Origin of the sequence: Pararhizobium sp. DWP3-4 (assembly GCF_049898205.1) — a bacterium.
Lineage (GTDB): Bacteria > Pseudomonadota > Alphaproteobacteria > Rhizobiales > Rhizobiaceae > Pararhizobium.
Genome location: NZ_JAFCXF010000002.1, coordinates 743,204 through 768,068, shown reverse-complemented (window position 1 = coordinate 768,068; position 24,865 = coordinate 743,204). Strand labels below are relative to the sequence as shown.

The 24,865-nt window shown below is 59.1% G+C and carries 25 protein-coding genes and 1 tRNA gene; 16 read left to right on the top strand and 10 right to left on the bottom strand.

The genetic code is table 11. The features are described 5' to 3' along the window. Window positions 1-362 precede the first annotated feature (362 nt). A complete protein-coding gene (locus ACP7E6_RS08995; RefSeq protein ID WP_426229357.1) occupies window positions 363-2,063 on the bottom strand; it encodes a long-chain fatty acid--CoA ligase in 1,701 nt (566 codons plus the stop codon). Window positions 2,064-2,453: 390 nt separating this feature from the next. Between ACP7E6_RS08995 and ACP7E6_RS08990 the strand changes: the two genes are divergently transcribed. Both ACP7E6_RS08990 and ACP7E6_RS08985 read left to right on the top strand, forming a co-directional pair. Beyond that, entirely contained in the window at window positions 2,454-3,665 is a 1,212-nt protein-coding gene (locus tag ACP7E6_RS08990) for an MFS transporter (protein ID WP_426229356.1), read from the top strand. A 189-nt stretch (window positions 3,666-3,854) separates the two neighbouring features. Next, window positions 3,855-5,006 carry an AI-2E family transporter gene (locus tag ACP7E6_RS08985; protein ID WP_426229355.1) on the top strand — a complete coding sequence of 384 codons (1,152 nt, stop codon included), beginning with the start codon at window positions 3,855-3,857 and terminating at the stop codon, window positions 5,004-5,006. Here the strand turns inward: ACP7E6_RS08985 and ACP7E6_RS08980 are convergent. Further along, window positions 4,999-5,334, bottom strand: a complete 336-nt coding sequence (locus ACP7E6_RS08980) for an MOSC domain-containing protein (RefSeq protein WP_426229458.1) — start codon at window positions 5,332-5,334, stop codon at window positions 4,999-5,001. The genes ACP7E6_RS08985 and ACP7E6_RS08980 overlap by 8 nt on opposite strands. Window positions 5,335-5,514: 180 nt before the next feature. On the opposite strand from ACP7E6_RS08980, the gene ACP7E6_RS08975 reads away from it, so the two are divergent. Then, on the top strand, window positions 5,515-6,342 hold the full coding sequence (locus ACP7E6_RS08975; protein ID WP_426229354.1) for a bifunctional allantoicase/(S)-ureidoglycine aminohydrolase: 828 nt from the start codon (window positions 5,515-5,517) through the stop codon (window positions 6,340-6,342). 39 nt (window positions 6,343-6,381) lie between these two features. Here ACP7E6_RS08975 and ACP7E6_RS08970 read toward each other — a convergent pair whose 3' ends face one another. Together ACP7E6_RS08970 and ACP7E6_RS08965 are read right to left on the bottom strand one after the other, a co-directional pair. Beyond that, complete coding sequence (locus ACP7E6_RS08970; RefSeq protein ID WP_426229353.1) at window positions 6,382-6,570, bottom strand: hypothetical protein; 189 nt, start codon at window positions 6,568-6,570, stop codon at window positions 6,382-6,384. 202 nt (window positions 6,571-6,772) lie between these two features. After that, window positions 6,773-6,934 carry a hypothetical protein gene (locus ACP7E6_RS08965; RefSeq protein ID WP_426229352.1) on the bottom strand — a complete coding sequence of 54 codons (162 nt, stop codon included), beginning with the start codon at window positions 6,932-6,934 and terminating at the stop codon, window positions 6,773-6,775. A 268-nt stretch (window positions 6,935-7,202) separates the two neighbouring features. On the opposite strand from ACP7E6_RS08965, the gene ACP7E6_RS08960 reads away from it, so the two are divergent. Beyond that, window positions 7,203-7,499 (top strand): hypothetical protein, encoded by a 297-nt coding sequence (locus ACP7E6_RS08960; RefSeq protein ID WP_426229351.1) that lies wholly within the window; start codon window positions 7,203-7,205, stop codon window positions 7,497-7,499. Between the two features lie 196 nt (window positions 7,500-7,695). Here the strand turns inward: ACP7E6_RS08960 and ACP7E6_RS08955 are convergent, their stop codons facing one another. Further along, entirely contained in the window at window positions 7,696-7,938 is a 243-nt protein-coding gene (locus ACP7E6_RS08955; RefSeq protein ID WP_426229350.1) for a hypothetical protein, read from the bottom strand. On the opposite strand from ACP7E6_RS08955, the gene ACP7E6_RS08950 reads away from it, so the two are divergent. Both ACP7E6_RS08950 and ACP7E6_RS08945 read left to right on the top strand, forming a co-directional pair. After that, complete coding sequence (locus ACP7E6_RS08950) at window positions 7,924-8,817, top strand: hypothetical protein (RefSeq protein WP_426229349.1); 894 nt, start codon at window positions 7,924-7,926, stop codon at window positions 8,815-8,817. The two genes, ACP7E6_RS08955 and ACP7E6_RS08950, sit on opposite strands and share 15 nt — an antisense overlap. Before the next feature lie 11 nt (window positions 8,818-8,828). Next, entirely contained in the window at window positions 8,829-9,509 is a 681-nt protein-coding gene (locus ACP7E6_RS08945; protein ID WP_426229348.1) for a hypothetical protein, read from the top strand. 125 nt (window positions 9,510-9,634) lie between these two features. On the opposite strand, the gene ACP7E6_RS08940 is transcribed toward ACP7E6_RS08945, so the two are convergent. Next, window positions 9,635-9,710, bottom strand: a tRNA-Thr gene (locus ACP7E6_RS08940). Window positions 9,711-9,833: 123 nt separating this feature from the next. Beyond that, on the bottom strand, window positions 9,834-10,793 hold the full coding sequence (locus ACP7E6_RS08935) for an NAD(P)H-dependent flavin oxidoreductase (protein ID WP_426229347.1): 960 nt from the start codon (window positions 10,791-10,793) through the stop codon (window positions 9,834-9,836). Window positions 10,794-11,164: 371 nt separating this feature from the next. On the opposite strand from ACP7E6_RS08935, the gene ACP7E6_RS08930 reads away from it, so the two are divergent. Further along, window positions 11,165-12,301: a biotin transporter BioY gene (locus ACP7E6_RS08930; RefSeq protein WP_426229346.1), complete on the top strand. Its 1,137-nt coding sequence runs from the start codon at window positions 11,165-11,167 to the stop codon at window positions 12,299-12,301. 30 nt (window positions 12,302-12,331) lie between these two features. On the opposite strand, the gene ppk2 is transcribed toward ACP7E6_RS08930, so the two are convergent. Beyond that, window positions 12,332-13,213: a polyphosphate kinase 2 gene (gene ppk2, locus ACP7E6_RS08925; RefSeq protein ID WP_426229345.1), complete on the bottom strand. Its 882-nt coding sequence runs from the start codon at window positions 13,211-13,213 to the stop codon at window positions 12,332-12,334. Window positions 13,214-13,361: 148 nt separating this feature from the next. Between ppk2 and phoR the strand changes: the two genes are divergently transcribed. The 7 genes from phoR (at window position 13,362) to phoB (ending at window position 21,144) form a co-directional block, all read left to right on the top strand. After that, window positions 13,362-14,603, top strand: coding sequence for a phosphate regulon sensor histidine kinase PhoR (phoR, locus tag ACP7E6_RS08920; protein WP_426229344.1), 1,242 nt, complete (start codon window positions 13,362-13,364; stop codon window positions 14,601-14,603). A 194-nt stretch (window positions 14,604-14,797) separates the two neighbouring features. Continuing rightward, complete coding sequence (locus tag ACP7E6_RS08915) at window positions 14,798-15,832, top strand: substrate-binding domain-containing protein (RefSeq protein WP_426229343.1); 1,035 nt, start codon at window positions 14,798-14,800, stop codon at window positions 15,830-15,832. Between the two features lie 100 nt (window positions 15,833-15,932). Then, window positions 15,933-17,417 carry a phosphate ABC transporter permease subunit PstC gene (gene pstC, locus ACP7E6_RS08910; RefSeq protein WP_426229342.1) on the top strand — a complete coding sequence of 495 codons (1,485 nt, stop codon included), beginning with the start codon at window positions 15,933-15,935 and terminating at the stop codon, window positions 17,415-17,417. Then, complete coding sequence (gene pstA / locus ACP7E6_RS08905; RefSeq protein ID WP_426229341.1) at window positions 17,414-18,736, top strand: phosphate ABC transporter permease PstA; 1,323 nt, start codon at window positions 17,414-17,416, stop codon at window positions 18,734-18,736. Before pstC ends, pstA begins: the two co-directional genes overlap by 4 nt. A 12-nt stretch (window positions 18,737-18,748) precedes the next feature. After that, window positions 18,749-19,564 carry a phosphate ABC transporter ATP-binding protein PstB gene (gene pstB, locus ACP7E6_RS08900; protein ID WP_060636187.1) on the top strand — a complete coding sequence of 272 codons (816 nt, stop codon included), beginning with the start codon at window positions 18,749-18,751 and terminating at the stop codon, window positions 19,562-19,564. 78 nt (window positions 19,565-19,642) lie between these two features. Continuing rightward, window positions 19,643-20,353 (top strand): phosphate signaling complex protein PhoU, encoded by a 711-nt coding sequence (phoU, locus tag ACP7E6_RS08895; RefSeq protein ID WP_426124020.1) that lies wholly within the window; start codon window positions 19,643-19,645, stop codon window positions 20,351-20,353. 107 nt (window positions 20,354-20,460) lie between these two features. Next, window positions 20,461-21,144 carry a phosphate regulon transcriptional regulator PhoB gene (gene phoB, locus ACP7E6_RS08890; RefSeq protein WP_062583052.1) on the top strand — a complete coding sequence of 228 codons (684 nt, stop codon included), beginning with the start codon at window positions 20,461-20,463 and terminating at the stop codon, window positions 21,142-21,144. A gap of 21 nt (window positions 21,145-21,165) precedes the next feature. Here the strand turns inward: phoB and ACP7E6_RS08885 are convergent, their stop codons facing one another. Both ACP7E6_RS08885 and ACP7E6_RS08880 read right to left on the bottom strand, forming a co-directional pair. After that, on the bottom strand, window positions 21,166-21,543 hold the full coding sequence (locus ACP7E6_RS08885; RefSeq protein ID WP_426229340.1) for a VOC family protein: 378 nt from the start codon (window positions 21,541-21,543) through the stop codon (window positions 21,166-21,168). Window positions 21,544-21,556: 13 nt separating this feature from the next. Next, entirely contained in the window at window positions 21,557-22,090 is a 534-nt protein-coding gene (locus tag ACP7E6_RS08880) for a GcrA family cell cycle regulator (RefSeq protein ID WP_426229339.1), read from the bottom strand. Window positions 22,091-22,523: 433 nt separating this feature from the next. On the opposite strand from ACP7E6_RS08880, the gene ACP7E6_RS08875 reads away from it, so the two are divergent. Beyond that, window positions 22,524-23,717 carry an aspartate aminotransferase family protein gene (locus ACP7E6_RS08875; protein WP_426229338.1) on the top strand — a complete coding sequence of 398 codons (1,194 nt, stop codon included), beginning with the start codon at window positions 22,524-22,526 and terminating at the stop codon, window positions 23,715-23,717. Between the two features lie 52 nt (window positions 23,718-23,769). Next, window positions 23,770-24,687, top strand: coding sequence for an ornithine carbamoyltransferase (argF, locus tag ACP7E6_RS08870; protein ID WP_426229337.1), 918 nt, complete (start codon window positions 23,770-23,772; stop codon window positions 24,685-24,687). Window positions 24,688-24,865: the final 178 nt, after the last annotated feature.

Here is a 24,865-nt window from a genome sequence, read left to right as displayed (position 1 = left end):
AAGCCGCGCGATGTGTTTTTCCTCGCCGGGAGGAAAACACCTTTAGATTGCAAAATCGTCAGCTTGCAATAGTATTTGACGCATTCGAGGCCGAAAGCAGCAACGTCACGCCAGCTGGCGCATCCGGGCGGATGGGCTTCCCGGACTGTAGCAGGACACAGCCCTGTCCTCGAATGTGGAGGTGATCTATGTGGTTCCGACCATTTAGCGTCACTTTTGGCATAAGAAAAACCCGCACGAGCTGGTTAATCACCGTGCGGGTTCAATTCTTTAACTAAGCAAACGATGGCTGGAGTTCACGCTCCAGTCATCACTCCCCTAAAATAGAGGTTTTGCGACGTTCTGACAAGTGATTGCGGAATCTACCCGCGCAGGTCTTTGCGCAAGATCTTGCCGACGTTCGACTTCGGCAGCTCGGTGCGGAACTCGACGAACCTCGGGCGCTTGTAATTGGTCAGATTAGCGGCGCAATGCGCCTTGACCTCGGCTTCGGTCAGGTTCGGGTCCTTCTTGACCACGAACAGCTTCACCGCCTCGCCGGAATGTTCGTCGGGCACGCCGATGGCGGCGCATTCGAGAATGCCGGCAAGGGTCATGGCCACTTCTTCGATCTCGTTGGGGAAGACGTTGAAACCGGAGACCAGGATCATATCCTTTTTGCGGTCGACGATTTTGACCAGACCTTCCGCATTCATGAAACCGATATCACCCGAGCGGAAAAAGCCGTCATCGGAAATGGCCTTGGCAGTTTCGTCCGGCCGTTGCCAATAGCCGGCCATCACCTGCGGGCCACGGATGCAGATTTCGCCGATATCACCGAGCGGCAGGGTGTTGCCCTCCTCATCGCGGATATCGACATCGGTCGAGGGTAGCGGCAGACCGATCGTGCCGGTGAAGTCATTGCCGTCGAGCCGGTTTGCGGTGGCGACGGGGGAAGTTTCCGAAAGGCCGTATCCTTCTTTGATCGGCGATCCCGTCATCTTCTCCCACCGCTCCGCAACCGGGCGCTGCACTGCCATGCCGCCGCCGAAGGTAAGTGCCAGGTCGGAAAAGTCTAGTCTCTGGAATTCGGCATTGTTCATCAGCGCGTTGAAAAGCGTGTTGAGGCCCGGAAAGATATTGATCTTGTATTTGGCGATCTCCTTGACGAAGGCCGGGATGTCGCGCGGGTTGGGGATCAGGATATTCTCGCCGCCCGTGCTTAAGCCCATCAGTGAATTCACCGTCAAGGCGAAGATATGATAGAGCGGCAGGGCGCAGAGAAACACCAGGCGTTCCGGCCGTTTCTTCTGAAGGAAGGCTGTTTCCAGCCATAGACCCATTTGCGCCATGTTCGACAAAAGGTTGGAATGGGTTAGCGTTGCGCCCTTGGAGACACCGGTCGTACCGCCTGTATATTGCAGGAAGGCGACATCGCCGGGTTTCACATCCACGGCCTTGAGCGTTTGGCCCGCACCCTTTGAGAGAGCCGCCTTGAAGGACAGATGTCCCGGCAGAGACCAGGCCGGCACCAGCTTCTTTACCTTGCGCACGACGATGTTGACGATCAGGCCCTTGAGGCCGAGAAGATCGCCCATCGTGGCGACGACGGTGTGTTTCAGATCCGTGCGTGCCGCCACTTGCTCGACGGTGTGGGCGAAATTTTCCAGAACGAAGATTGCCTTGGCGCCGGAATCCTTCAGCTGGTGTTCCAGTTCGCGCGGCGTATAGAGTGGATTGACGTTGACGACCGTATAGCCGGCCCGCAGGATGCCGAAGACGATCACCGGGTTTTGCAGGATATTCGGCATCATCACGGCGACGCGATCACCCTTGGCAAGGCCCGTCGATTGCAGCCAGGCACCGATTTTCCTGCTCTGCGTATCGAGGTCGCTGAACGTCAGCGTCTTGCCCATGCAGGTGAAGGCGGCGCGATCCGCATATTTCTTGCAGGACTGCGCGAAGAGGTCGCCGATCGAATCGTAGGGCAACGGAATAATATCGGCCGGCATGCCGGGGGGGTAGGATTGCAGCCAGGGTTTAGCCGCATGAGGGCCGGGGGTCTGCATCAATGTGTCAGGCATCGTCTCTCTCCCTCATCGGTCCGCGCCGCGCCCAAAAGTGAAGCGCGCCGTCTCTCCCTTTTCCATGCACAACCCTGTCCGAAAGTGTCTCCGGCAAGCCTCCAGCGCATACGCGAAAAATCCCTCCAGATCTTTCGCATGATCAAGATGGGGCTTTTGTTGCACGCCATCAAGAGTGTTCCGGATTATATAACCTTGACGTAAACGTCAATAAGCGACGCGCACCTGGCCAGATTTCGTGGCATCCCTGCGCATCAATCTCTTTGCGAGCAGGCGCAAAAGCGTATATTGCATCGCAATAGCGCCAAGGTCTTCATCCCGTTTCCGCCTCGGCTTCCCATTTCAGAACGAAAATCCTTCGGGCCCATGTGGCTCCAGGCAGGTCTTCCTATGTCAGACGACGCTCTTTCTTCCATTCCGGCCGCCCGCTGGGGCGGCATGTCCAGCGCTGAATTGGCCCTGGCCGTTGGCGGCTTCGGTATCGGTACCGGCGAATTCGCCATCATGGGGCTTTTGCCGCAGGTGGCCGGCGATCTTTCGGTTTCGGTTCCCTATGCCGGCCACGTCATCAGCGCCTATGCGATCGGCGTCGTCGTCGGCGCACCGCTTATTGCAGTCCTTGCCGCGCGGTTTTCAAGGCACAATGTGTTGCTTGCCCTGATGAGCCTGTTTGCGCTTGGCAATCTTGCCAGCGCCGTCGCCGATAGTTTTGGCCTTTTGGTTGCCGCCCGGTTTCTGGCCGGCTTGCCGCATGGTGCCTATTTCGGCGTTGCAGCGCTGGTTGCCGCCGGCATGGCTGCCCCGCACCAGCGGGCCCGCGCCATCGGCCGCGTCATGATGGGCCTGACGGTCGCGACCCTGGTTGGCACGCCGCTGGCGGCATGGTTCGGCCAGGCACTCGGCTGGCGCGCAGCCTTTGCCATCGTCGGCGCCATCAGCGTACTGACGATCGTCCTGACCTGGTTCTATGTGCCGAAGGATCGGCGCAACCCGTCGGCATCGCCGCTGACGGAGCTTGGCGCGCTTGGAAAATCCCAGGTCTGGCTGACGCTCGGCATCTGCGCCATCGGCTGTGGCGGCATGTTCTCGGTCTTTAGCTATATCACCCCGGCCCTCACCGAGGTTGCAGGCGTATCGCTCGGAACCGTTCCAATCCTCCTTTCGGTCTTTGGTGCGGGCATGATCCTTGGCAATATCGTCGGCTCGCGCCTTGCCGACTGGAAGCTGATGCCGGCCATCGGCATCGCGCTGGTCTTCAACCTTTTCGCCTATGTGCTGTTCTATTTCACCATGACGACGCCCTGGATGGCGGTCATCAACGTTCTTCTGATCGGCGGCGGTTTTGCCGTCGTACCCGGTATCCAGATGCGGCTGATGGATGTGGCGGGCAAGGCGCAGACGCTGGCCGCAGCGCTCAGCCATTCCGCCTTCAATCTCGCCAATGCGCTGGGCGCCTGGCTCGGGGGCCTGTCCATTGCCGCCGGTTACGGCTGGACATCGACCGGTCTTGTCGGCGCGATGATGTCGGTGGCCGGTATCGGCATTTTCCTATCGTCGGTCTTCCTCGACCGGTCGAAGAGGGCGGCCGCCAGCCAAGGATAACGTGACGTGGAATGCCGCCGCGGTTAACCGTCGTTCTTCCCGATCAAAAAACGTTTGTCATCCGCTTGTGTTGACCATGCGGTCATACTTACCTATGCCGCACGCTGACGAGTTTGCCGTACACGACGGAAACACGCTGGCTAGCCGTGAGTTTTGCTGTCATCTTGGTGACACTTGGAGGAACGCTTTTTGCAACTGAGCAATCGTGAACGGGACGAACTGCCCTCGGAACCGCGCCTTTTTGGCCGCACGGCCTATGAACGCTCGGCGCTTGTGGGCCCTATTGCGGCTGCGCGCTGGCTGTTGGTCTTCGTCCTTCTGGCAGGCGTCTATTTCTTTCATGGCTTTCTCGTGCCGGTTCTGGCGGCGCTGGTCATCGGTTTTGCAAGCTGGCCGATCTACCGTTGGCTCCTTGGCGCCATCGGCGGCAACCGGACGATCGGGGCGACGATTGCCATTATCGCCGTGATCTCCTTCATTGTTGCGCCGATCTCGCTTGCTGCCGTCTACGCCGTCGATGAGGTTCACAACTGGGCCGTCTGGACGATCGAGACAAACGCTGCCGGTGCTCCGGTACCGATATGGCTGACCCAGATTCCGGGGCTGGGCGTCTGGCTTGGCGTCCAGTGGGCAAAGTATGTCGGTCACCCCGGCGCGCTCGGTGAGTTGGTGCAACTCGTCAGCGGATCCAATATCGGCAATATCTATCGCGGCGTGCTGGTTGTCGGCGCATCGGCGTTCCAGTCGATGCTGACGCTTCTCTTTATGCTGATCACGCTTTTCTTTGTCTACCGCGACGGAGAAAAGCTCGTCGCCCAGCTCGATCGTCTTGGCGAACGTATTCTGCCGATGCGCTGGGAACGCGTTTCGCGCATCGTGCCGTTGACCATCAGCTCGACGGTGACCGGCATGGGCATCATCGCCATCGGCGAAGGTATCGTGCTGGGGATCGCCTATTGGATGGCAGGCGTTCCGTCGCCGGTCACGCTCGGCATCATCACCGGCATCATGGCGCTTGTCCCCGGCGGTGCGCCGCTATGCTTCACGCTGGTATCCGTCTATCTCTTCGCCAGCGGATCGCCGGTCGCGGCTGTGGCCTTGTTTGCCTGGGGAACCATCGAACTGTTCATCGTCGACAAGACGTTGCGGCCCAGGCTGGTCGGCGGCCCCATCAAGCTGCCGTTCCTGCCGACATTCTTCGGGCTTGTCGGGGGCGTCAAGACCATGGGCTTCCTCGGCTTGTTCGTCGGACCGGTGCTGATGGCATTGCTCGTGTCGATCTGGCGGGAATGGCTGCGCGAGGTGACGACCCCGACACCGCCAAGCACGATCATCAAATAAGGCTGACGGCGTCGCCATGCTGGATCGGCGGGGCCTCTACCACGCTGGCCAGAGCGCCAAAACCACCGCCGCCATGGCGGGCAATCGCGTGCAGAACCTCATTGGCGAAAGGCAGTTCGCCCTGTGCCAGCGCCGTAAAGCTGCAGCGTTCGCAGGGCTCGGTGACAGCAACCCAGCGCGTCGCCGATCCGCAGCCGCCTGCCGATCGGGGAAAGCCTGGTTCAGCCTCATCCATGCCGATGACGATGTTCGGGCGAAACCGTCTGACATCCGCCTGAGAGCCCAGCGGCACAAGGCCGGCAAGGGCTTTGAGCGACGCTATGGTCAGGATATGCAGATGCCCCCGATCACAGCGCGGCGCCGATTTCCTCCTTCTGCGCGAAAGTGAATCCAGAGATCGGAGGGAATTGCCGCGTGCTCTGCGCGCTGCGTTGCGCTAATGGTTTTCCACGCCCGATGGCATCCCGCCGCCGTCTTGGCTTATCCATTCGAAAGTTCAGGGAAGCAGATGAACCGCACCTATTACGCCCCGCAGGGCGGCGAGCCCGCGCAAACCCAGCTGTTGACGGACCGCGCCGTCTTTACCGAAGCCTACGCCATCATCCCCAAGGGCGTGATGATGGATATCGTCACCAGTTTCCTGCCGTTCTGGGAGGATACCCGGCTCTGGGTTCTGTCGCGGCCGCTCTCCGGATTTGCCGAGACCTTCTCGCAATACATCATGGAAGTCGCCCCCGGCGGCGGCAGCGACCGGCCGGAGCTCGATGACGCTGCCGAAGGCGTGCTGTTCGTCGTCGAGGGGGAATTGACGGTGATGCTCGACGGCGAAGTGCATCAGATGCGCCCGGGTGGCTATGCCTTCATTCCGCCTGCGAGCAAATGGTCGGTCCGCAATACCAGCGGCCAGACCGTACGGTTCCACTGGGTGCGCAAGGCTTATGAGTTCGTCGAGGGACTTGACGTTCCAACGCCTCTTTTCCTCAACGAAGCAGATATCGCGCCGTCGCCGATGGCCGGCACCGAGGGTAAATGGGCAACGACGCGTTTTGTCGATCCCAACGACCTGCGCCACGACATGCACGTGACGATCGTTACCTTCGAGCCCGGTGCGGTGATCCCGTTCGCCGAAACCCATGTCATGGAGCACGGGCTCTATGTGCTGGAGGGCAAGGCGGTCTACAGGCTCAATCAGGATTGGGTCGAGGTTGAGGCGGGTGACTATATGTGGCTGCGTGCCTTCTGCCCGCAGGCCTGCTACGCTGGCGGCCCCGGAAAATTCCGCTACCTGCTCTACAAGGACGTCAACCGTCACATGAAGTTGAAGCCGCGCGCCTGAGCGGCGACATCATCGTAAAGCGTTCCTGCTGGAAAAGCTTCAGGCAAATCCGGCGGGGATCGGTGCGATCGTCCGGTCGCTGCCATAGTCCCGCTGATGGGCCATATGGCCGCGAAGCCGCTGCGGTTCCGCTTTGATCTCGCGCGACGGAAGGTCGAAAGCACCGTCGGCATAGGTGCCGGTGTCTGCCGATTCGTTACGCTTGCCCTTGAGCAAATTGAAGATCATCGAAGGTCCTCCCGGGTTGTCGCATCAACGGCTGATCCGCCGAACCGTTCCGCTCATAGCCGGAAAATAGTTAAAAAATTAACCATGTTCGCCTGAGGAGCCGGGCCCGCAAATGCGATGCGTACCAAGGGGCATCTTACATATGATGTAAGACAGTCATGAGTCAGTCGTGTTTTGAAAGGACAGGCCGGGTCAGAAGGGACTAGTTCAGCGGCCCAGAAACCAGTTCGTCGCTCAGAATCCGGAAGGCTTCATCGAGAGCATCCACCAGAATATCGGTCAGCTTGTCGCCGTTCTCGTCCTGCAGAAACATGGCGATGGCTGCGTCGCTGGGTTCGGCTGAATACTCGATGATGTTCGACATGTCATTGTCCTCTGCTGCCCGGCATCATGCCGGAGGTGAGGGCAAGATAGGCTGCGTCGCTTGCGCCGGGCTTGAACATCCCGGTGTGGTGCTACTCCCCGCATTAACCTTCGATTAAGGATTTGAACAGTCCTGTTGCGTGTTTTTCACGCTCCGAACCTGCGCGCGGTCATTGGATTTGCAGATCAGCCGGAAATCTGGAAAATTAGCCGGGCAGAAGGACTTGCCTTGTTTCAACATCGCGCCATCTCTCCATTCTGGAGGAAGCATGAGCCACACGTTAGCACTGATTCTCAGTGCCCTCGGATTGTCCAGCGTGATCCTGTCGGGTTGCGTCGATGAACGCGGATACCTCTATTCCAATGCGCGTGTGCCCACCGCCTATCGCGAGCGGTTGGTCATGGAGCGGCGCGCTTACGACGTCAGGCAAGGGGCGAGCTATCGGGGCAGGCCGCGAGTTTTCTACGTTCAAACGGGAGACCGCAGAAGTCCTCGATGCTTCGGGACAAATTGCTACGTCGGCGCGACCTACAGGGAAGACCCCTATTACCAGCTGCCCAACTGAGCGGAGTGCGTTTGTCACAACTTGAAGAGTAGAATGAGCGCTTGAAATCCAGTGAGAATCGCAACTGCCTGTTTGTTGATTATAGCCCCACGTTTCACGCACATCACCATTCAGCTCGTGTATGAAAGCAATGTTTTTCCTTGCCGCTTCGCCGACATTGTGAAGCGCCGCCACGGCGGTGGGAGTTTGCTTGTGCTTAAAAAAAATCCCGAAGCCCCATAAGTCGCTCGCCCTCCCCAGCGTAAAACGACGACGTAAAAATGATATCAGAGAGCGCCCTTTTTGCTGCTGCCAATGATGCGGCCGCTGGCCTTGAAAGCGAATGCGAATGAAAGGCCTGGTGCGGGGCCATTTTCTGCCCGGCATCCATTGCCTTGTGGAATGAACTTGTCTTTGATGGTCGAATATTTTCAAAGGCTTTTGCATGTCCCTTCGCCATTATCTCTTTCCAGAACAGGAACCGCCGTTACGCCTCTCGCAGAGGCTTGTAGAGGGGTTGGTCGCTGGCACTGACGCGATGCCGCAATATGCGGGAACGCGACAGAAAATCCTCACAGCTCGCCTACAGCTAGACGAGGGAAAGCCGCTCGAAATCCTCGATACCAGTGGATCAACTTGGACCTTTGACGGCACGGGAGGCATCCGCGAGGGTCTTCACAGCTCATTTGCGGAAGTCATGAGCTCTCTCGGGGTGTCCGAATCATCCAATCAGACGGTGGTCGATCTCCGCCCTCGTATTAGCAAGAAGAAAATTGACACTGAACACCGCTGGCAGCCAAGTACCGCTGACATTGAGCGTGTCATCAAAGATATTTGGCCGAAAACAAAGGCCGATCGACTGCATCAGGCTGCCGGCGTTTCAAAGCGGCGCCCTCCTCTAACCTACGACGCGAAGCATGCTCTGGATGAAATTGCTGGCGGATTCTGGAAAATTGAAAATTCGATCGACAATCTAAAAGAACCGAGCCTCAAGGGTTTCATATTCGAAGCTCGCACTCGCTCAAGCGATGATCCGGAATACGGCCTGCTTTATCAGGCTGTCGCGGAAATGGCGCAGGAGCGGTTTGAAATCCTTCGTGCCCAGCGTTCAGACAAGGGCGTTTGGTATGCACTGGTTGAGGTGACGCTTTGGCAAGACCACATTGGCGAATGCGTAGAGCGCGTTTTCGAGAAGTGCTCAGGCAAGGGGGCGGCAATAACGACCGCACGACGCCTGCTTGCTGCGAATGCTAACAAATTCTCAGAGAATGTGACTGTTGAAGCCGAGCTGCTGACAGAGTTGGAGTGGATACGGCGGTCGAAGTTGTTTGATGCGTAGGAGGCTGTGATTTGGAAGAATTTCCCCAACCAACAAAGAACGCGCTGACAGTTTGGAAAATAACCGGAGCGATATGCTCGACCATCCCCGGATTATCTACGATCAGGGAGCTGTCACAGCATTTTCTGGAAAGCAGAATTGAGCTCTATCAGGGCAAGCTTATTGAGGCTGTAAGGCGGGAAGGCATCGAAGTTCTGTCCGATGAGCAGGCCGCTTTCTACGTACCTGCTGCCTATCGTTTTTTTGAGCAGGTGCGGCTGGGGGAATATGACCATAACCTCTTCGTTCTGGCGGCTTTAATAGCTGGCAATCTGAACAACGAAATGGGCAGGGCAGACGTGGGTAGGGTTGGCCGGGCTGCACGGAAGCTTGAATTGCTTTCGCTAGGCGAGCTAACAGCACTTGTTCGATGCAAGGAAGCCTTCGAGATATCCGGAACGCTACCGGACGACGACAGCAACGAACTGTGTTTCGGGCCTAGGCTACTTGTTAGGATCTATGGTTGCCACGGCCAGGAGATCACCTATTTAGCTGCCCTAGAAAGTCTACATGAGCTCGCAAGCAGAGGATTGCTCACGGTAGGTAGCAACAACAAAACGATGGGCGGCCAATATTTTTTTCGTAACAGAGCATTTGATGAAATTATTGAGGCTGCACTGACGCTCACGGCACGAACACAACCAGCCGCTTGAATTTCTCTCTACGTCGATGACTTCAGAAAGGTGGTTTATTTGGCGGGTTACGGCGACCCAGCTTGCAGGCTGCATCTCCCACTGAGAAAATGCGGGTCTACGTTCATATATTTCGGTGGGTTAACTGGTGCCGCTTAGAGGACTCGAACCTCTGACCCCATCATTACGAATGATGTGCTCTACCACCTGAGCTAAAGCGGCCAGCATGCGTTCCGCAAGGTTGCGAAACGATGTGTGAGGGGCTGATACCCGCAAACGGCTGGGATTTCAAGTCATCAGTTTTGAGAACGGGAAAAAAGCTTGCGGCAAGGGGAATGGCGCCTTTTACAGCGCCAGCCTTTGTCTTGCCGCTGCATATTCCACAGCCAGCCGATCGACGAGGCTGGCGGTAGGGACGACTTCCGTGACGGCGCCGATGCCCTGGCCGCAGCCCCAGATATCTTTCCAGGCCTTGGCTCCGGTGGTGGCCGTCTCGAAATCCATCTTGGACGGATCGGCTTGCGGCAGGTGATCCGGGTCGAGGCCGGCGGCGACGATCGAGGGCTTGAGGTAGTTGCCGTGGATACCGGTGAAGGCGTTGGAATAGACGATGTCGGCGGCCGCGCTGTCGACGATCATCTGTTTGTAGGCATCGCTGGCGCGCGCCTCGGTGGTGGCGATGAAGGGCGAGCCGATATAGGCCATGTCGGCACCCATGGCCCGCGCCGCCAGAACCGCGCCGCCGGTTGATATGGCGCCGGACAGCAGCAGCGGCCCGTCGAACCAGGTGCGGATTTCCTGAATGAGCGCGAAGGGGGAGAGTGTGCCTGCATGGCCACCGGCACCGGTCGCAACCGCGATCAATCCGTCGGCACCCTTGCGGATGGCCGAGTTGGCGTGGCGGTTGTTGATGACGTCATGCAGCACGATGCCGCCATAGGAGTGGATTGCGGCATTGACCTCGGGCACGGCGCCAAGCGAGGAGATGACGATCGGCACCTTGTATTTGACGCAGAGCATCAGGTCGTGTTCGAGCCGCTTGTTGGACTTGTGGACGATCTGGTTGACGGCGAAGGGGGCTGCCGGTTTGCCGGGATTGCGGGAATTGTAGGCGGCGAGGTCCTCGGTGATTTCGGCCAGCCATTCATCCAGCTGGGCTTCCGGCCGCGCATTCAGCGCGGGGAACGAGCCGACGACCCCGGCCTTGCACTGGGCAAGCGTCAGGGCCGGATGCGATATGATGAACAGCGGCGCGGCGATGACGGGCAGGCGCGTTGTGCCGTTGAGAATGGCTGGCAGGGACAAGGTTCACTCCCGGTTTTTATTTTGACGTTTCCGTAAACGTAAGAACTTTAGCAGCGGCTTTGCGTTTTGCAAAGGCTGATTTGTCGGCGCTGATACCCATGGTTCTGCCAAAACCACCGGGTTTTCCCCGGTGCTGACGGGCCGTTTGACGCGCAAGGCTTGCAGATCGCAGCGTCAACCGTTACCCAATTGTTAACACATTCAAAAGCGTGCCGGGTTTGCAAGGAAAGTCTGCCGTTGAGGATGGATTGTTTGTAAGGCCCAAGGCCGGTCGTGTAAGGTTTTTAGGCGACAGTCATCCGGCCGCTGTGGGTCTCGATGCGCCTTAGGCCTTGCAAGGTCACTGATGCCTGCACCAAGAAGGACGAAGAGTGAGCGGACTGGAAACTGCTATCAGACAGGCGTTGGAACGCTCCGAGAGGGCGAATTCCGAAACGCGCGCGCGCATCTACCAATCGGCGCGCAACGCGCTCGAGGCCGGCCTCAAAAAGCAGGATGTGCACGATCCCGACGTGATCGCCCAGCAGCGCCACCGGCTTGAAGGTGTTATCCACGCCATCGAGCTGGAGGAGCGTGCCAGTCTGAAAGCTGCTGCATCGGTGCCGCCACCGGTCCGCGCCGAGACCGCCAATATCCCGGTGCCATCGGCGGAGCTTGATCACGACATCTCCATGCCGTCCGAACGAAATGCGCAACCGGCGGATAGCCCCGTCGCCGACGGCGGGCTTTCCGGCTTGCGTCCGGAGCGCCGCGATGGGCCGCGTGTTGCCGAGGCAGCATCGGCCGAACCGGTAGCCGGCAAGCGCGGTCGGGCTGCCAAAGGCGAAGCGGCGGCAAAACCCCGGCGGCGCAAGCGTGGCAGCTTTCTCTCCTTCGTCATGGTCATCACGACGCTGGTTGCTGCTGCCGTGATGGGCGCCTGGTGGGTTGAAACCAGTGGGCTTTTGAAAACGGCGGCGGAGCGCGATACCAGCGTCGCCAATCCGCCCTCGACGGTACAATCGGAAGATTTCGACGGCGCAGCCGGCCTGAAGACGCTGGGGCCGCAAGCGGGATTTTCCGGCGATTGGGTTGACGTCTTCACGCCTGCCGATACGAGCAATGTCAAGGCGGACAGCCGCGCCGCAGCGGATCCCGTCGGCGACGAGCGTGGGCAACGCCTTCGCATCACCTCGGCGACGGCCGACGCGGACGGCAACGTATCGATCGAGATTCCGGCTTCGGTGCTTGAGCAGATTTCCGGCAAGACATCGACCGTCGCCCTCAGCGTCCAGGCCGACACCGGCAAGCAGACGCAGTTTTCGGTCGAATGCGATTTCTCCTCGCTCGGCGATTGCGGCCGCCACCGGTTCACGGTGAATGAGGAAAAGAACGACATGCTGTTCAAGGTGACGTTCGATCGCAGCCTTGCGCCGAGTTCGCCGGGACGCATCCTGATCAACAGCGATGTCACCGGTACCGGCAACAGCCTCAGCGTCTATGCGGTTCGGATTCTTCCCGGCCAATAAGCGCGTCCATCGAGTGATGGAACGCCACGGCTATTTTACAAAGCCGTGGCCGAAGCCGAGGATTTTGTCGTCAATCTTGCCGATCGCGCTCTTGTCCTTGCCGTCATAGTCGAGCGAATTCAGAAGGTAACGGATCAGGTTCAGGTGGGCCCGCTTCTTGTCGTTGGCGCGAACCACTGTCCAAGGCGCATAATCGGTATGGGTTTCCCGCAGCATGCTGTCGCGTGCCTCGGTGTAGTCATCCCATTTCGTCAAAGCGGCAATATCCATCGGCGAAAGCTTCCAAACCTTCAACGGATCGTGCCGCCGGTCGTGGAACCGTTTCAATTGCATCTCCCGGCCGATATCCAGCCAGAATTTGAAAAAGAAAATATCGTCGCCGGTGATCAGTTTCTCCAGCCGTGGCGTATGGCTCAGGAACTTCTTGTGCTGTTCCGGCGTGCAGAAGCCCATGACGGGTTCAACGCCGCCGCGATTGTACCAGGAGCGATCGAACATCACGAATTCGCCGGCCGCCGGGAAATGCGAAATATACCGTTGGTAATACCACTGTCCCTGCTCGGTTTCCGTCGGTTTGGGCAGCGCGACGACACGGGCGGAACGGGGATTTATATAGGATCGGATGGCATAGATGGAACCGCCCTTGCCGGCGGCATCGCGTCCCTCAAACAGCGCAAGAACGCGTTTGCCGGTTTCCTGCAGCCAGAACTGAACCTTGACCAGCTCGATCTGCAGTTTCTCCAGCAGATCGTCATATTCGTCGCCGTCGAATTTCTTGTCGTAGGGAAAGTCACCGGAAGCCAGCGCATTGTTGTCGATCCAGCCGGGTAGCTTCGGATTGTCGATGTCGAAAACCCGCTCCTTACCGTTGACCACCAACTCGACCGGCTTGTTTTCCTGAATATCCGTCATGACCTATCCTTGTTGAATGGATTGTACGGCCGGCCGCCGATTTCACGGGAGGAGGCCACAATTGCATTGCGATTTCAAGCATGCCGTGAAAATCATGTCATGAACCTCCGCTATCACCGGTCAATTGCACCGTGCACGTGAGACGATTTTGGAAGATACAACAAAAGTCTGGGAACGATTGAAGGGGACAGCCAAGTCGGAGATATGGGTCATCGGCCTGTCCGTCGCCGCTGCCGGAGGTCTTGTTTTCTCGGGCATTCATACCGCAGCTGTGCTGCTGTTCTGGCTTGTCTGGATGATCGTCCTGTTCAATCGGTCCGCTGATCCGAAGCCGCCGGTCCCGGAGGTTGTGCCCTCGGTGGTGGAAGACACTGATCTCGATATGCTCGCGACGGTCTTCAACGCGCTCGACACCCCGATTTTGGTGGTGGCGCCCGATGAGACGGTCCTGTTGCAGAATCAGGCGGCGGAAAAGGCCTTTGGCACCATCCCGCCAAACTCGGACCTGTCGGCTCGCGTCCGTTCGCCGGGCATTCTCGATATGGTCCGTGAGACCATCATCACTGGCAAGGTCAACCAGATAGAGCATTCGGAACGGTTCCCGTCCGAGGCAGTCTATATCGTCCGCGTCGCCCCGGCGGAGATCGGTCAACGGACCGACGAACGGCTATACGTTCTGTCTTACCGCGATATTTCGCAGGCGCGCCGCATAGACCGGATGCGCTCCGATTTCGTCGCCAATGCAAGCCATGAGCTGAGAACGCCGCTGGCCTCCTTGCGTGGTTTTATCGAGACCTTGCAGGGGCCTGCCCGCAACGACCAGAAGGCGCACGAAAAGTTTCTTGGCATCATGCACGAGCAGGCGACCCGGATGAGCCGGCTGGTCGATGATCTCCTGTCTTTGTCGCGGCTGGAGCTCAAATCCCATATCGCGCCGGATGAGGCGATCAATCTGGCGCCGCTGCTTGGCCATGTCCGGGATGCGCTGGCGCCGCTCGCCGAGGATGTCGGCGTCGAGATTTCGCTGATCGTGCCGGATGAGCCGGTCATCGTGCAGGGCGACCGCGACGAGTTGACGGAGGTTTTCGAGAACTTGATCGAAAACGCCTGCAAATATGGCCAGGAGGGCAAAAAGGTCGAGGTCACGCTGTCCGGCGGCGGTGGCATGCCGGCGGAAGTTTCCGTGCGCGATCACGGGCCGGGGATTCCCGCAGAGCATGTTCCGCGTATCACCGAACGATTCTACCGGGTTAATGTCGAGGCCAGCCGGTCGAAAAAAGGCACGGGCCTCGGGCTTGCCATCGTCAAGCATATCCTCACCCGGCATCGCGCCAGACTGCTTGTTCAGTCCGAAGTCGGCAAGGGTACGGTGTTTACCGTGAGGTTTTGACACAAACTTTTCACCTGAAATGTCATTTTTTTAAAATAGTGAATTATTTCAGCCTGTTGACCTGTCACAAATGTTTCGTCAAGTTGACATAAAAGGTGTGGGCATCGGGCGCTAACTAGGGCGGCCGATCGACACGGCGAAAGCGAGCGCTGGTGAAAAGCGCACCCACACAAGCCCATTATGGGAGTATTCTGATGAAGTCCTTGAAACTTACTGTTGCAGCTCTGGTTGCATCCGCCGCTTTTGCAGGCGTTGCCATTGCTCGCGACCAGATCCAGGTCGCCGGCTCCTCGACCGTTCTGCCTTACGCAAAGATTGTTGCCGAAACGTTCGGCGAAACCTTCCCCGACTTCAAGACTCCGGTCGTTGAATCCGGCGGCACGGGTGCCGGCCTGAAGGAATTCTGCAAGGGCGTTGGCCCGGACACGATCGATATCGCCAACGCATCGCGCAAGATCAAGGACAGCGAGCTGGAAACCTGCAAGGCAGCCGGCGTTACCGAAGTCCAGGAAGTCAAGATCGGCTATGATGGCATCGTTTTCGCAACGGACAGCAGCAATGCTGACCTGAAGCTTGAGCCGAAGGACATCTACCTCGCTCTGGCTGCCGAACTCGTCATCGACGGCAAGCTGGTTGCCAACCCTTACAAGAAGTGGTCGGAAGTCAACAAGGACCTGCCGGACGTTGAAATCGCCGCTTACATTCCGGGCGAAAAGCACGGCACGCGCGAAGTCTTCGACGAGAAGATGCTGGCCCACGGCTGCAAGGACACCGGTGCTGACGTTGCCATCAAGGGCCTCGTTGCCGACGAAAAGGAAGCTGCCAAGAAGTGCATCGCCGTTCGTAAGGACGGTCTGGCGATCGATATCGACGGCGACTACACGGAAACCCTGGCCCGTATCGCTTCCAACAAGAACGGCATCGGCGTTTTCGGCCTGTCCTTCTATGAAAACAACGCTGACAAGCTGAAGGTTGCGACCGTCAGCGGCATCGTTCCGTCGACGGAGACGATTGCTTCCGGCGAATATCCAGTTTCGCGCCCACTGTTCTTCTACGTCAAGAAGGCTCACCTCGGCGTTATCCCGGGCCTGAAGGAATATGTTGAATTCTTCCTCGACGACCAGATGGTCGGCCCGGACAGCCCGCTGGCTGCCTATGGTCTCGTTCCGGCTCCGGATGCCGAGCGCGAAGCCGACCGCAAGGCCTTCACCGACGGCAACCTGCTCTAATACCAGTCAAAAATCCGGCACGGCAGCCTTGCCGTGCCGGACCTCCCGAGTATGCGGATTTGCCGGCTGTCGATGATTGACACGCCGGGGGGACATATCGATGAGCACTTCTCTTATTCTTTTGATCATTTTGATCGTTGGCCTTGCGGCATATTTTGCCGGGCGCGCCCGGGCTATGGCCAGCTCCAATGGCAAGCTTTCCGTCCTGCATTCTCTTCCAGGCTATCATGGTGTCTATGTTGCCATCTGGGCGGTTCTGCCGGCGGCGTTCGTTCTTGCCCTGTGGCTTCTCGCCAGCCCGTTCTTCGTTGAAAATTCCGTTCGATCCGCTTTGCCGGAATCGGTGCAAAGCCAGGGTGGTGCGACCACCGAGCTGATGCTTGGTCAGGTCATGCAGGTCGCCAACGGTCTGAAGCTGCTGAACAGCGATGAGCTTGCGACTGTCACCAGCGGCTCCAGCAATCTTCGGGATGCGCTGGCTGCCAAGGGCGTTCCGATGGCAAATGCCGGCGAGCCCTACATGGTTGAAGCGGCGCAGCACTACAATTCGCTCAGGGATGGCAGCCGGTGGGTGATGAGCGCCGTCGTGTTGATCATCGCCATTGCCGGCGCCGTTTTCGCCATTCGCGGCATCAGCGCCCCGTTCCGGGCTAGAAACCGCGTCGAACGTGTCATGCTGGGCGCACTGCTTGTTGCCTCTTCCATCGCGATCCTGACAACGGTCGGCATTGTCGGCTCGATGCTGTCGGAAGCCATCCGCTTCTTCCAGTCTGTGTCCCCCAGCGCGTTCTTCTTCGGCACGGTCTGGGACCCGCGCTTTTCGGCCGCTGGTAGCGGTGGCACGGAAGGGCAGTTCGGTCTGCTGCCGCTTTTGGCCGGCACGCTCTACATCGCTTTCGTCGCCATGCTCTTTGCCGTGCCGGTCGGCCTGTTTGCCGCCATCTACATGGCGGAATATGCAAGGCCTGTCGTGCGTGGCATTGCCAAGCCGCTGCTGGAAATTCTCGCCGGCATTCCGACTATCGTCTACGGCTTCTTCGCGCTGGTGACGGTCGGGCCTTTCCTGCGCGATATATCCGCCCAGCTGAATGGACTGGTGACTGGAAACTACGTCAATTTCATCCAGGCACAGAGCGTTCTCACCGCTGGTCTCGTCATGGGCATCATGCTGATCCCGTTCGTGTCGTCGCTGTCGGACGATATCATCACGCAGGTTCCGCGTTCACTGCGCGATGGTTCGCTTGGCCTCGGCGCCACCCGTTCTGAGACCATCAAGCGCGTCATCCTCCCGGCAGCACTTCCCGGCATCGTCGGTGCCCTGCTGCTGACGGCCTCGCGTGCTGTCGGTGAAACCATGATCGTGGTGCTGGCTGCCGGTGTTGCCGCCCGCATGCAGCTCAACCCGTTCGAGGCGATGACCACGGTCACCGTCAAGATCGTCAATCAGCTGACAGGCGACCTTGAGTTCAACTCGCCACAGACGCTGGTGGCGTTCGCTCTCGGCATCACGCTGTTTGCCATCACGCTCTGCCTCAACATCTATGCACTCTATATTGTGCGCAAGTATCGGGAACAGTACGAATGACCGACATGACATCCTCCGTACAGTCCGCCTTCGTGCGCCCGGCGCAGACAAGACGCGATATCGGCATCAAGAAGCGCTATGCCGCCGAACGCCGCTTCAAGGCTTACGGCTTGACCGCCATCCTGATCGGCCTGTTCTTTCTGTTCGTTCTGCTGTGGACCGTCGTCTCCAAGGGCTACACGGCTTTCCAGCAGACGGCGATCACCCTGCCGATCGAGTTTTCGGAACAGATCGTCGATCCGAAGAACGAGCGGGGCGCCAATCCTGCCAAGCTGATGACGGCGAACTATCCTCTTCTGGTGCGTGACGCGCTGGTGAAAGCGCTTGGCATCGATCCGGCCAACAAGCCGCTCGTCAAGCAGGCGACGGACATGGTTTCGGCCAGTGCCCGCACCCAGCTGCGCGATCTGGTTGTTGCCAATCCGGCCATCATCGGCACGACCGCCAATGTTTCCCTTCTGGCGGAAGGCAATATCGACAGCGCCAACAAGGGCCAGATCGACCTGACCGTTGCCGAAGCCAACCGCAAGGTGAAGGATCAGCAGCTCGAATGGATGAAAAAGCTGACCGAAACCGGCGCGATGGCCAAGCAGTTCAATACGGGCCTGTTCACCTATGGTGCATCGAGCCGTCCTGAAGCTGCCGGTATCGGGGTCGCCGCTCTCGGTTCGCTCTATATGATGCTGATCGTCCTGGTGCTTGCCCTCCCGATCGGCGTTGCAGCATCGATCTATCTGGAAGAGTTCGCACCGAAGAACCGTCTGACCGATCTCATCGAGGTCAACATCAACAACCTCGCGGCCGTTCCGTCCATCGTCTACGGTCTGCTTGGCCTGTCGATCTTCATCAACTTCGCCGGCATGCCCCGTTCGGCTGCCGTCGTCGGTGGTCTGGTGCTGACATTGATGACGCTTCCAACGATCATTATCGCCACCCGTGCAGCCCTGAAGGCGGTTCCGCCATCGATCCGCTCGGCAGCTTTGGGTCTTGGCGCTTCCAAGATGCAGACGATCTTCCACCACGTCCTGCCGCTCGCCATGCCGGGCGTCCTGACAGGCACCATCATCGGTCTGGCGCATGCGCTCGGCGAAACCGCGCCGCTGCTCCTGATCGGCATGGTGGCCTTCGTCGTCGATTATCCGGGCTCGCCGATGGACCCGTCCACTGCTCTGCCGGTCCAGATCTACATGTGGGCCAACGAAGCCGAACGTGCATTTGTCGAACGGACTTCGGGTGCGATCATGATCCTCTTGATCTTCCTCGTCGTCATGAACCTTGGCGCAATCCTGTTGCGGCGTCGCTTTGAGCGGCGCTGGTAGTGAGGTAGAAACATGAACATGATGTCAGAAGCAGCAGTTGAAAAGGCGCTGGACCAGAAAATGAACACTGTTCCCTTCAAGATGATCGGAAAGGACGTTTCGGTTTATTACGGCGAGAAGCGTGCGCTTTTCGATGTGAACCTCAATGTTCGCGAAAACACCGTCACCGCGCTGATCGGCCCGTCGGGCTGCGGCAAGTCGACATTCCTGCGGACGCTCAACCGCATGAACGACACCATCGACAGCTGCCGCGTTACCGGCAAGATCACCCTCGATGACGGCGACATCTACGACCCGAGCATCGACGTGGTGGAACTTCGTGCCCGCGTCGGCATGGTCTTCCAGAAGCCCAACCCGTTCCCGAAGTCGATCTATGAAAACGTCACCTACGGTCCGAAGATCCACGGTCTCGCCCGCACCAAGGCCGAACTCGATCAGATCGTCGAGTCAAGCCTGCAGAAGGCCGGCCTCTGGAACGAGGTGAAGGATCGCCTGCATGAATCCGGCACCGGCCTTTCCGGTGGTCAGCAGCAGCGTCTGTGCATTGCCCGCGCCGTTGCCGTCAGCCCGGAAGTCATCCTGATGGACGAGCCGTGCTCGGCGCTGGATCCGATCGCGACCGCCAAGGTCGAGGAACTGATCCATGAACTGCGCACGAACTACACGATTGTCATCGTCACGCACTCGATGCAGCAGGCCGCCCGCGTTTCGCAGCGCACCGCCATGTTCCACCTCGGCAATCTCGTCGAGGAAAACGACACCGACAAGATGTTCACCAATCCGGACGACCAGCGGACCCAGGACTACATCATGGGCCGCTTCGGCTGAGGACTTAGCTTGCCACCCTGTCATGAGGGCAGGGTGGTGGCCTTCCAACCCGGATTGTGATCGCAAGGAAAAACAATCATGTCTACGCACATTGCTTCCGTCTACGACGAAGATCTGAAGTACCTGACCCGGCGTATCTCCGAGATGGGCGGCCTGGCCGAACAGATGGTGGCCGAATCCGTGCGCGCGCTGGTCAATTCCGACTTGGCGCTTGCCCAGAAGGTCATTTCCGACGACGCCATTCTCGATGAGGCCGAGCGCCAGATCGGCGAAAAAGCAATCGTCACCATCGCCAAGCGCCAGCCGATGGCTGCCGACCTGCGCGAAATCATGGGATCGATCCGCATTGCCGCCGATCTCGAGCGGGTCGGCGATCTCGGCAAGAACAACGCCAAGCGGGTCATCGCCGTATCGACCGCCAGCCTGCCGCGTCAGCTGGCCCGCGGCCTCGAGCATCTGGCCGAGCTTGCGCTCGTTCAGCTCAAGGAAGTGCTCGACGTCTATGCGTCGCGTTCGCCGGAAAAGGCCAACAGCATCCGCGAACGCGACAACGAGATCGATGCGATCTACACGTCGCTTTTCCGTGAACTGTTGACCTACATGATGGAAGATCCGCGCAACATCACGCCTTGCACGCATCTCTTGTTCTGCGCCAAGAACATCGAGCGCATCGGCGACCACGCCACCAACATCGCCGAAACCATCTATTATATGGCGACCGGCGCGCAGCCTGTCGGCGAGCGACCGAAGGACGATACGGCCAACACGGTCGGCGCGATCGGTAACTGATCACGCGATAAAGTAAGTAAATTCTTACGCACTGATTGCGCGAGCGACCGCTGGAGCCGCTCGGCAAGCCTTCGGCCATCCGGCCGGGCGCCAAGGAGCTGAACTGAATGTTGCCAAGAATTGCCGTCGTTGAAGATGAAGAGGCGCTCAGCGTCCTCCTCCGATACAATCTTGAGGCCGAAGGGTTTGAAGTCGATACGATCAATCGTGGCGACGAGGCGGAAATGCGCCTGCAGGAACGCCTTCCCGATCTCCTGATCCTCGATTGGATGCTGCCGGGGGTTTCCGGCATCGAACTGTGCCGCCGGCTGCGCCAGCGCTCCGAGACAGAGCGCCTGCCGATCATTATGCTGACGGCACGCGGCGAGGAAAGCGAACGTGTTCGCGGGCTCGCCACCGGCGCCGACGACTATGTGGTCAAGCCGTTCTCGACGCCCGAACTGATGGCGCGGGTCAAAGCGATGCTGCGCCGGGCCAAGCCCGAAGTGCTGTCAACGCTGCTGAAATGCGGCGATATCGAACTCGACCGCGAAACCCATCGCGTCCATCGCAAGACCCGCGAAGTTCGTCTCGGACCGACCGAGTTCCGCCTGCTGGAATTCTTCATGGCCTCGCCCGGCCGTGTCTTTTCGCGCTCGCAGCTTCTGGACGGCGTCTGGGGCCACGACATCTATGTCGATGAGCGCACCGTGGACGTCCATGTCGGACGCCTGCGCAAGGCGCTGAACTTTTCCAACATGCAGGACGTGATCCGCACCGTGCGCGGCGCCGGCTATTCGCTCGAAAGCTGAGCGCCGTACAGGGAAGAACCGTCAGACACTGCCGAGCGGTTCGCCAATCTCTATGGCGTGACCATCCGGATCATAAAGGCGGAAGACCCTCTGCCCCCAGGCTTGCGTCTCGATGGGGTGGATGAGGTTTACATCGCCGGCAATGCGCTCGAAAAGCGCATCCAATTTATCGTGTTCGAAATAGAGCAGGATATTTTGGCGGCCATAGGGCTCGGGAATGACTGACGAATGTCCCCAGATCGTCGTTTCCAGGGATTTGCCGTCATGGATGGCAAATCCCGTTTCAAACATGATGAAATTGCCGAAGTCTCGGCTGATCACCAATCCCAGTATCTCGCAATAGAAAGTCTTCGAGATGCCAATATCCCGCACGAACGGGATGGGATTGACGAAACGCACGGCCGATCCGGCCTCAGCGGGCCCGGCGACGCTCGCCGGACGGCTGGTAGGCAAGCTTGGCGTGGAATGTGCAGTAGGGCGATGTGTCCGGGGAATCGTTGCCGCAGAAGTGGAACTCGTCCTTCATCGGATCGCCGATCGGCCACTTGCAGGTGCGGTCGGTAAGCTCGGTCAGGACCAGGCGGCGCGACATTGGAACGACAACGTTATTGCCGGCCGGTGCTGCTTCCTGATCCTCGCTCGCGCCGATTTCCACTTCTTCCTTCATGACGGTTGCACCGGCGGTGCGGGTCACTGTGCGGGTGGCGGTCATGCGCGACGCTGTGTAAGTCGGTGCACGCGGCGCAGCGGACGGTGCTGGACGTTTTGCACGTGCCGTTGCAGTGCTGCCGCCGGCCTTGGCGCGGCCCGGCAGGCAGAGACGGTGGACCTTGCCGATGACGGCGTTACGGCTGACGCCGCCGAGCTGTGCAGCGATCTGGCTCGCGCTCAAGCCTTCGGCCCACAATTTCTTGAGTTTTTCGACCCGCTCGTCAGTCCAATTCATGGTCTTGTCTCCATTCCCAGCGTTGGTGATGGTCGAATCCTCCACCGAGCCCTGGATGTGATCCGAGGCTGAAACGCGATAACACTTTTGGTGACTAGGTCCGCCGCATGCGTTCTAGTAATTGTTTCTTAACGTAGAGCCCGGGGGACTCTCTGACAAGAGTCCGGGGAATCTCACCGAATCGATTTCTGAGTTTTCCCCAACTTGCTTGCGATGCGTGGCATTTTTGCAAGGGTATCCGGCTAAAAAAATTGCGTCCGTTGTATAGCCGTGAATTGCCGGAAATCATGGGCTTTTGTTGACATCGCAGTGCGAAGTGAAGATAGTGCCCCTGCCGCCGAAAGGCGGCATTTTGATTTTTTGCGGGTTGGTCACAGCCCTGTCGACGACGCCGATTGTACAATTGCCGTGATGGTTTGAGGAGACATGCGCCATGGCCGATGCCACGCCGCTTTATGACACATATGCACGCGCGCCCCTGCGCTTCGAGCGCGGCGAAGGCGTCTGGCTGATCGCCGAGGACGGTACCCGATATCTCGATTTTGCTGGCGGTGTGGCGGTTAATTCGCTGGGGCACGCACATCCGCATCTTGTGTCGGCATTGAAGGAGCAGGCAGACAAGGTCTGGCACCTCTCCAACCTTTATGAAGTTCCCGGCCAGGAAAGCCTCAGCCGCCGGCTGACGGAAGCGACGTTCGCCGACAAGGTGTTTTTCACCAATTCCGGTGCAGAAGCGCTGGAATGCGCCATCAAGACGGCGCGGCGCTATCATTTTTCCAAGGGCCAGCCGGAAAAGTTTCACATCATCACGTTCGAAGGCGCCTTCCACGGCCGCACGCTGGCGACCATCGCCGCCGGTGGGCAGGCAAAGTACTTGGAAGGCTTCGGCCCGAAGGCGCCGGGCTTCTATCAGGTGCCATTCGGCGACATGGGCGCCCTGAAGGCTGCCATCAGCGAAGAGACCGCTGCGATCCTGATCGAGCCGATCCAGGGCGAGGGCGGTATCCGCACGGTACCGAAGGAATTCATGCAGGAATTGCGTGCCCTTTGCGACGAATACGGCCTGCTGCTCATCCTCGACGAGGTCCAGAGCGGCGTCGGCCGGACCGGCAAGCTGTTTGCGCATGAATGGGCTGGCGTCACCCCGGACATCATGGCGGTCGCCAAGGGCATCGGCGGCGGTTTCCCGCTCGGTGCCTGCCTTGCGACCGAGGACGCGGCGTCCGGCATGGTCGCCGGCACCCATGGCTCGACCTATGGCGGCAATCCGCTGGCCATGGCCGTCGGCAATGCCGTTCTCGATGTCATCCTTGCCGACGATTTCCTGCAGAACGTCCGCGATGTCTCGCTGGTCTTCCGCCAAGGGCTTGCCTCGCTGGCCGATCGTTTCCCCGATGTCATCGAGGAAATCCGCGGCGAAGGCCTGATGCTCGGCATCAAGGCCAAGGTGCCGTCTGCCGATCTGCTGAAGGCCATCCGCGCCGAAAGACTGCTGGCGGTGCCAGCGGGCGAGAATGTCATACGCCTGCTGCCGCCGCTGGTGACGACGGCGGAAGAAGCCCGTGAAGGCCTGGCGCGGCTTGAACGCGCCGCCGAACAGCTGACAACGGAGCGACGACAGGCATAGGCCTGAACGACGCTTCGCCAACACGCTGAAAAAACACAGGACTTTGAATAGAATGGCCGGTACCAGACATTTTCTCGATCTTTCTGCCATGACGACAACCGACTTGCGGTCGATCATCGAGGACGCCCGCGTCCGCAAAGCCGACACCAAGGCCGGAACAGCCGAAAAGCCGCTGGCCGGCAAGATGCTGGCGATGATCTTCGAAAAGCCCTCGACCCGTACCCGCGTGTCCTTCGATGTCGGCATGCGCCAGCTCGGCGGGGAGACGCTGTTTCTGTCCGGTACCGAAATGCAGCTCGGCCGCGCCGAGACCATCGGCGACACGGCTAAGGTCCTGTCCCGCTACGTCGATGCCATCATGATCCGCACCACCGATCATAACCGGCTGTTGGAACTGGCCGAGCACGCCACCGTGCCTGTGATCAACGGCCTGACGGATGCGACGCATCCCTGCCAGATCATGGCCGATATCATGACGTTCGAGGAACATGCGGGGCCGGTCAAGGGCAAGACGATTGCCTGGACCGGCGACGGCAACAACGTGCTGCATTCCTTCATTGAAGGTTCGGCGCGTTTCGGCTACCGGATGAACATGGCCGTGCCGCTCGGCTCGGAGCCGGACGACAAGATCCTCAACTGGGCCCGCAACAATGGCGGCGAGATCAAGCTCTATCACGATGCCGATCAGGCCGTGGACGGCGCCCATTGCGTCGTCACCGATACCTGGGTGTCGATGAACCAGGAACACCGCGCCCGCGGCCACAACGTCTTCCAGCCGTTCCAGGTCAATGCCCAGCTGATGGCGAAGGCCGACAAGGACGCGATTTTCATGCACTGCCTGCCGGCCCATCGCGGCGAAGAGGTGACGGACGAGGTCATCGACGGCAAGCAGTCGGTTGTCTTCGACGAGGCCGAGAACCGTCTGCATGCGCAAAAGTCGGTTCTTGCATGGTGCCTCGGCGCTCTCTAGCAACTGTCGCGCAAAAGTGCCTAGCGGCAAAGCAAACCTGAAAGATCGCGGCGCTTTTGCCGGCTTGCCCGGCATATTGAAAACCGGGTGGTGGCACACGATCTAAGCAACACGTTGAATGACCGGCAGGCGGCACGTCCTCCTTTGCCGGCCATTCGTATTCAGAAATATCCATCCA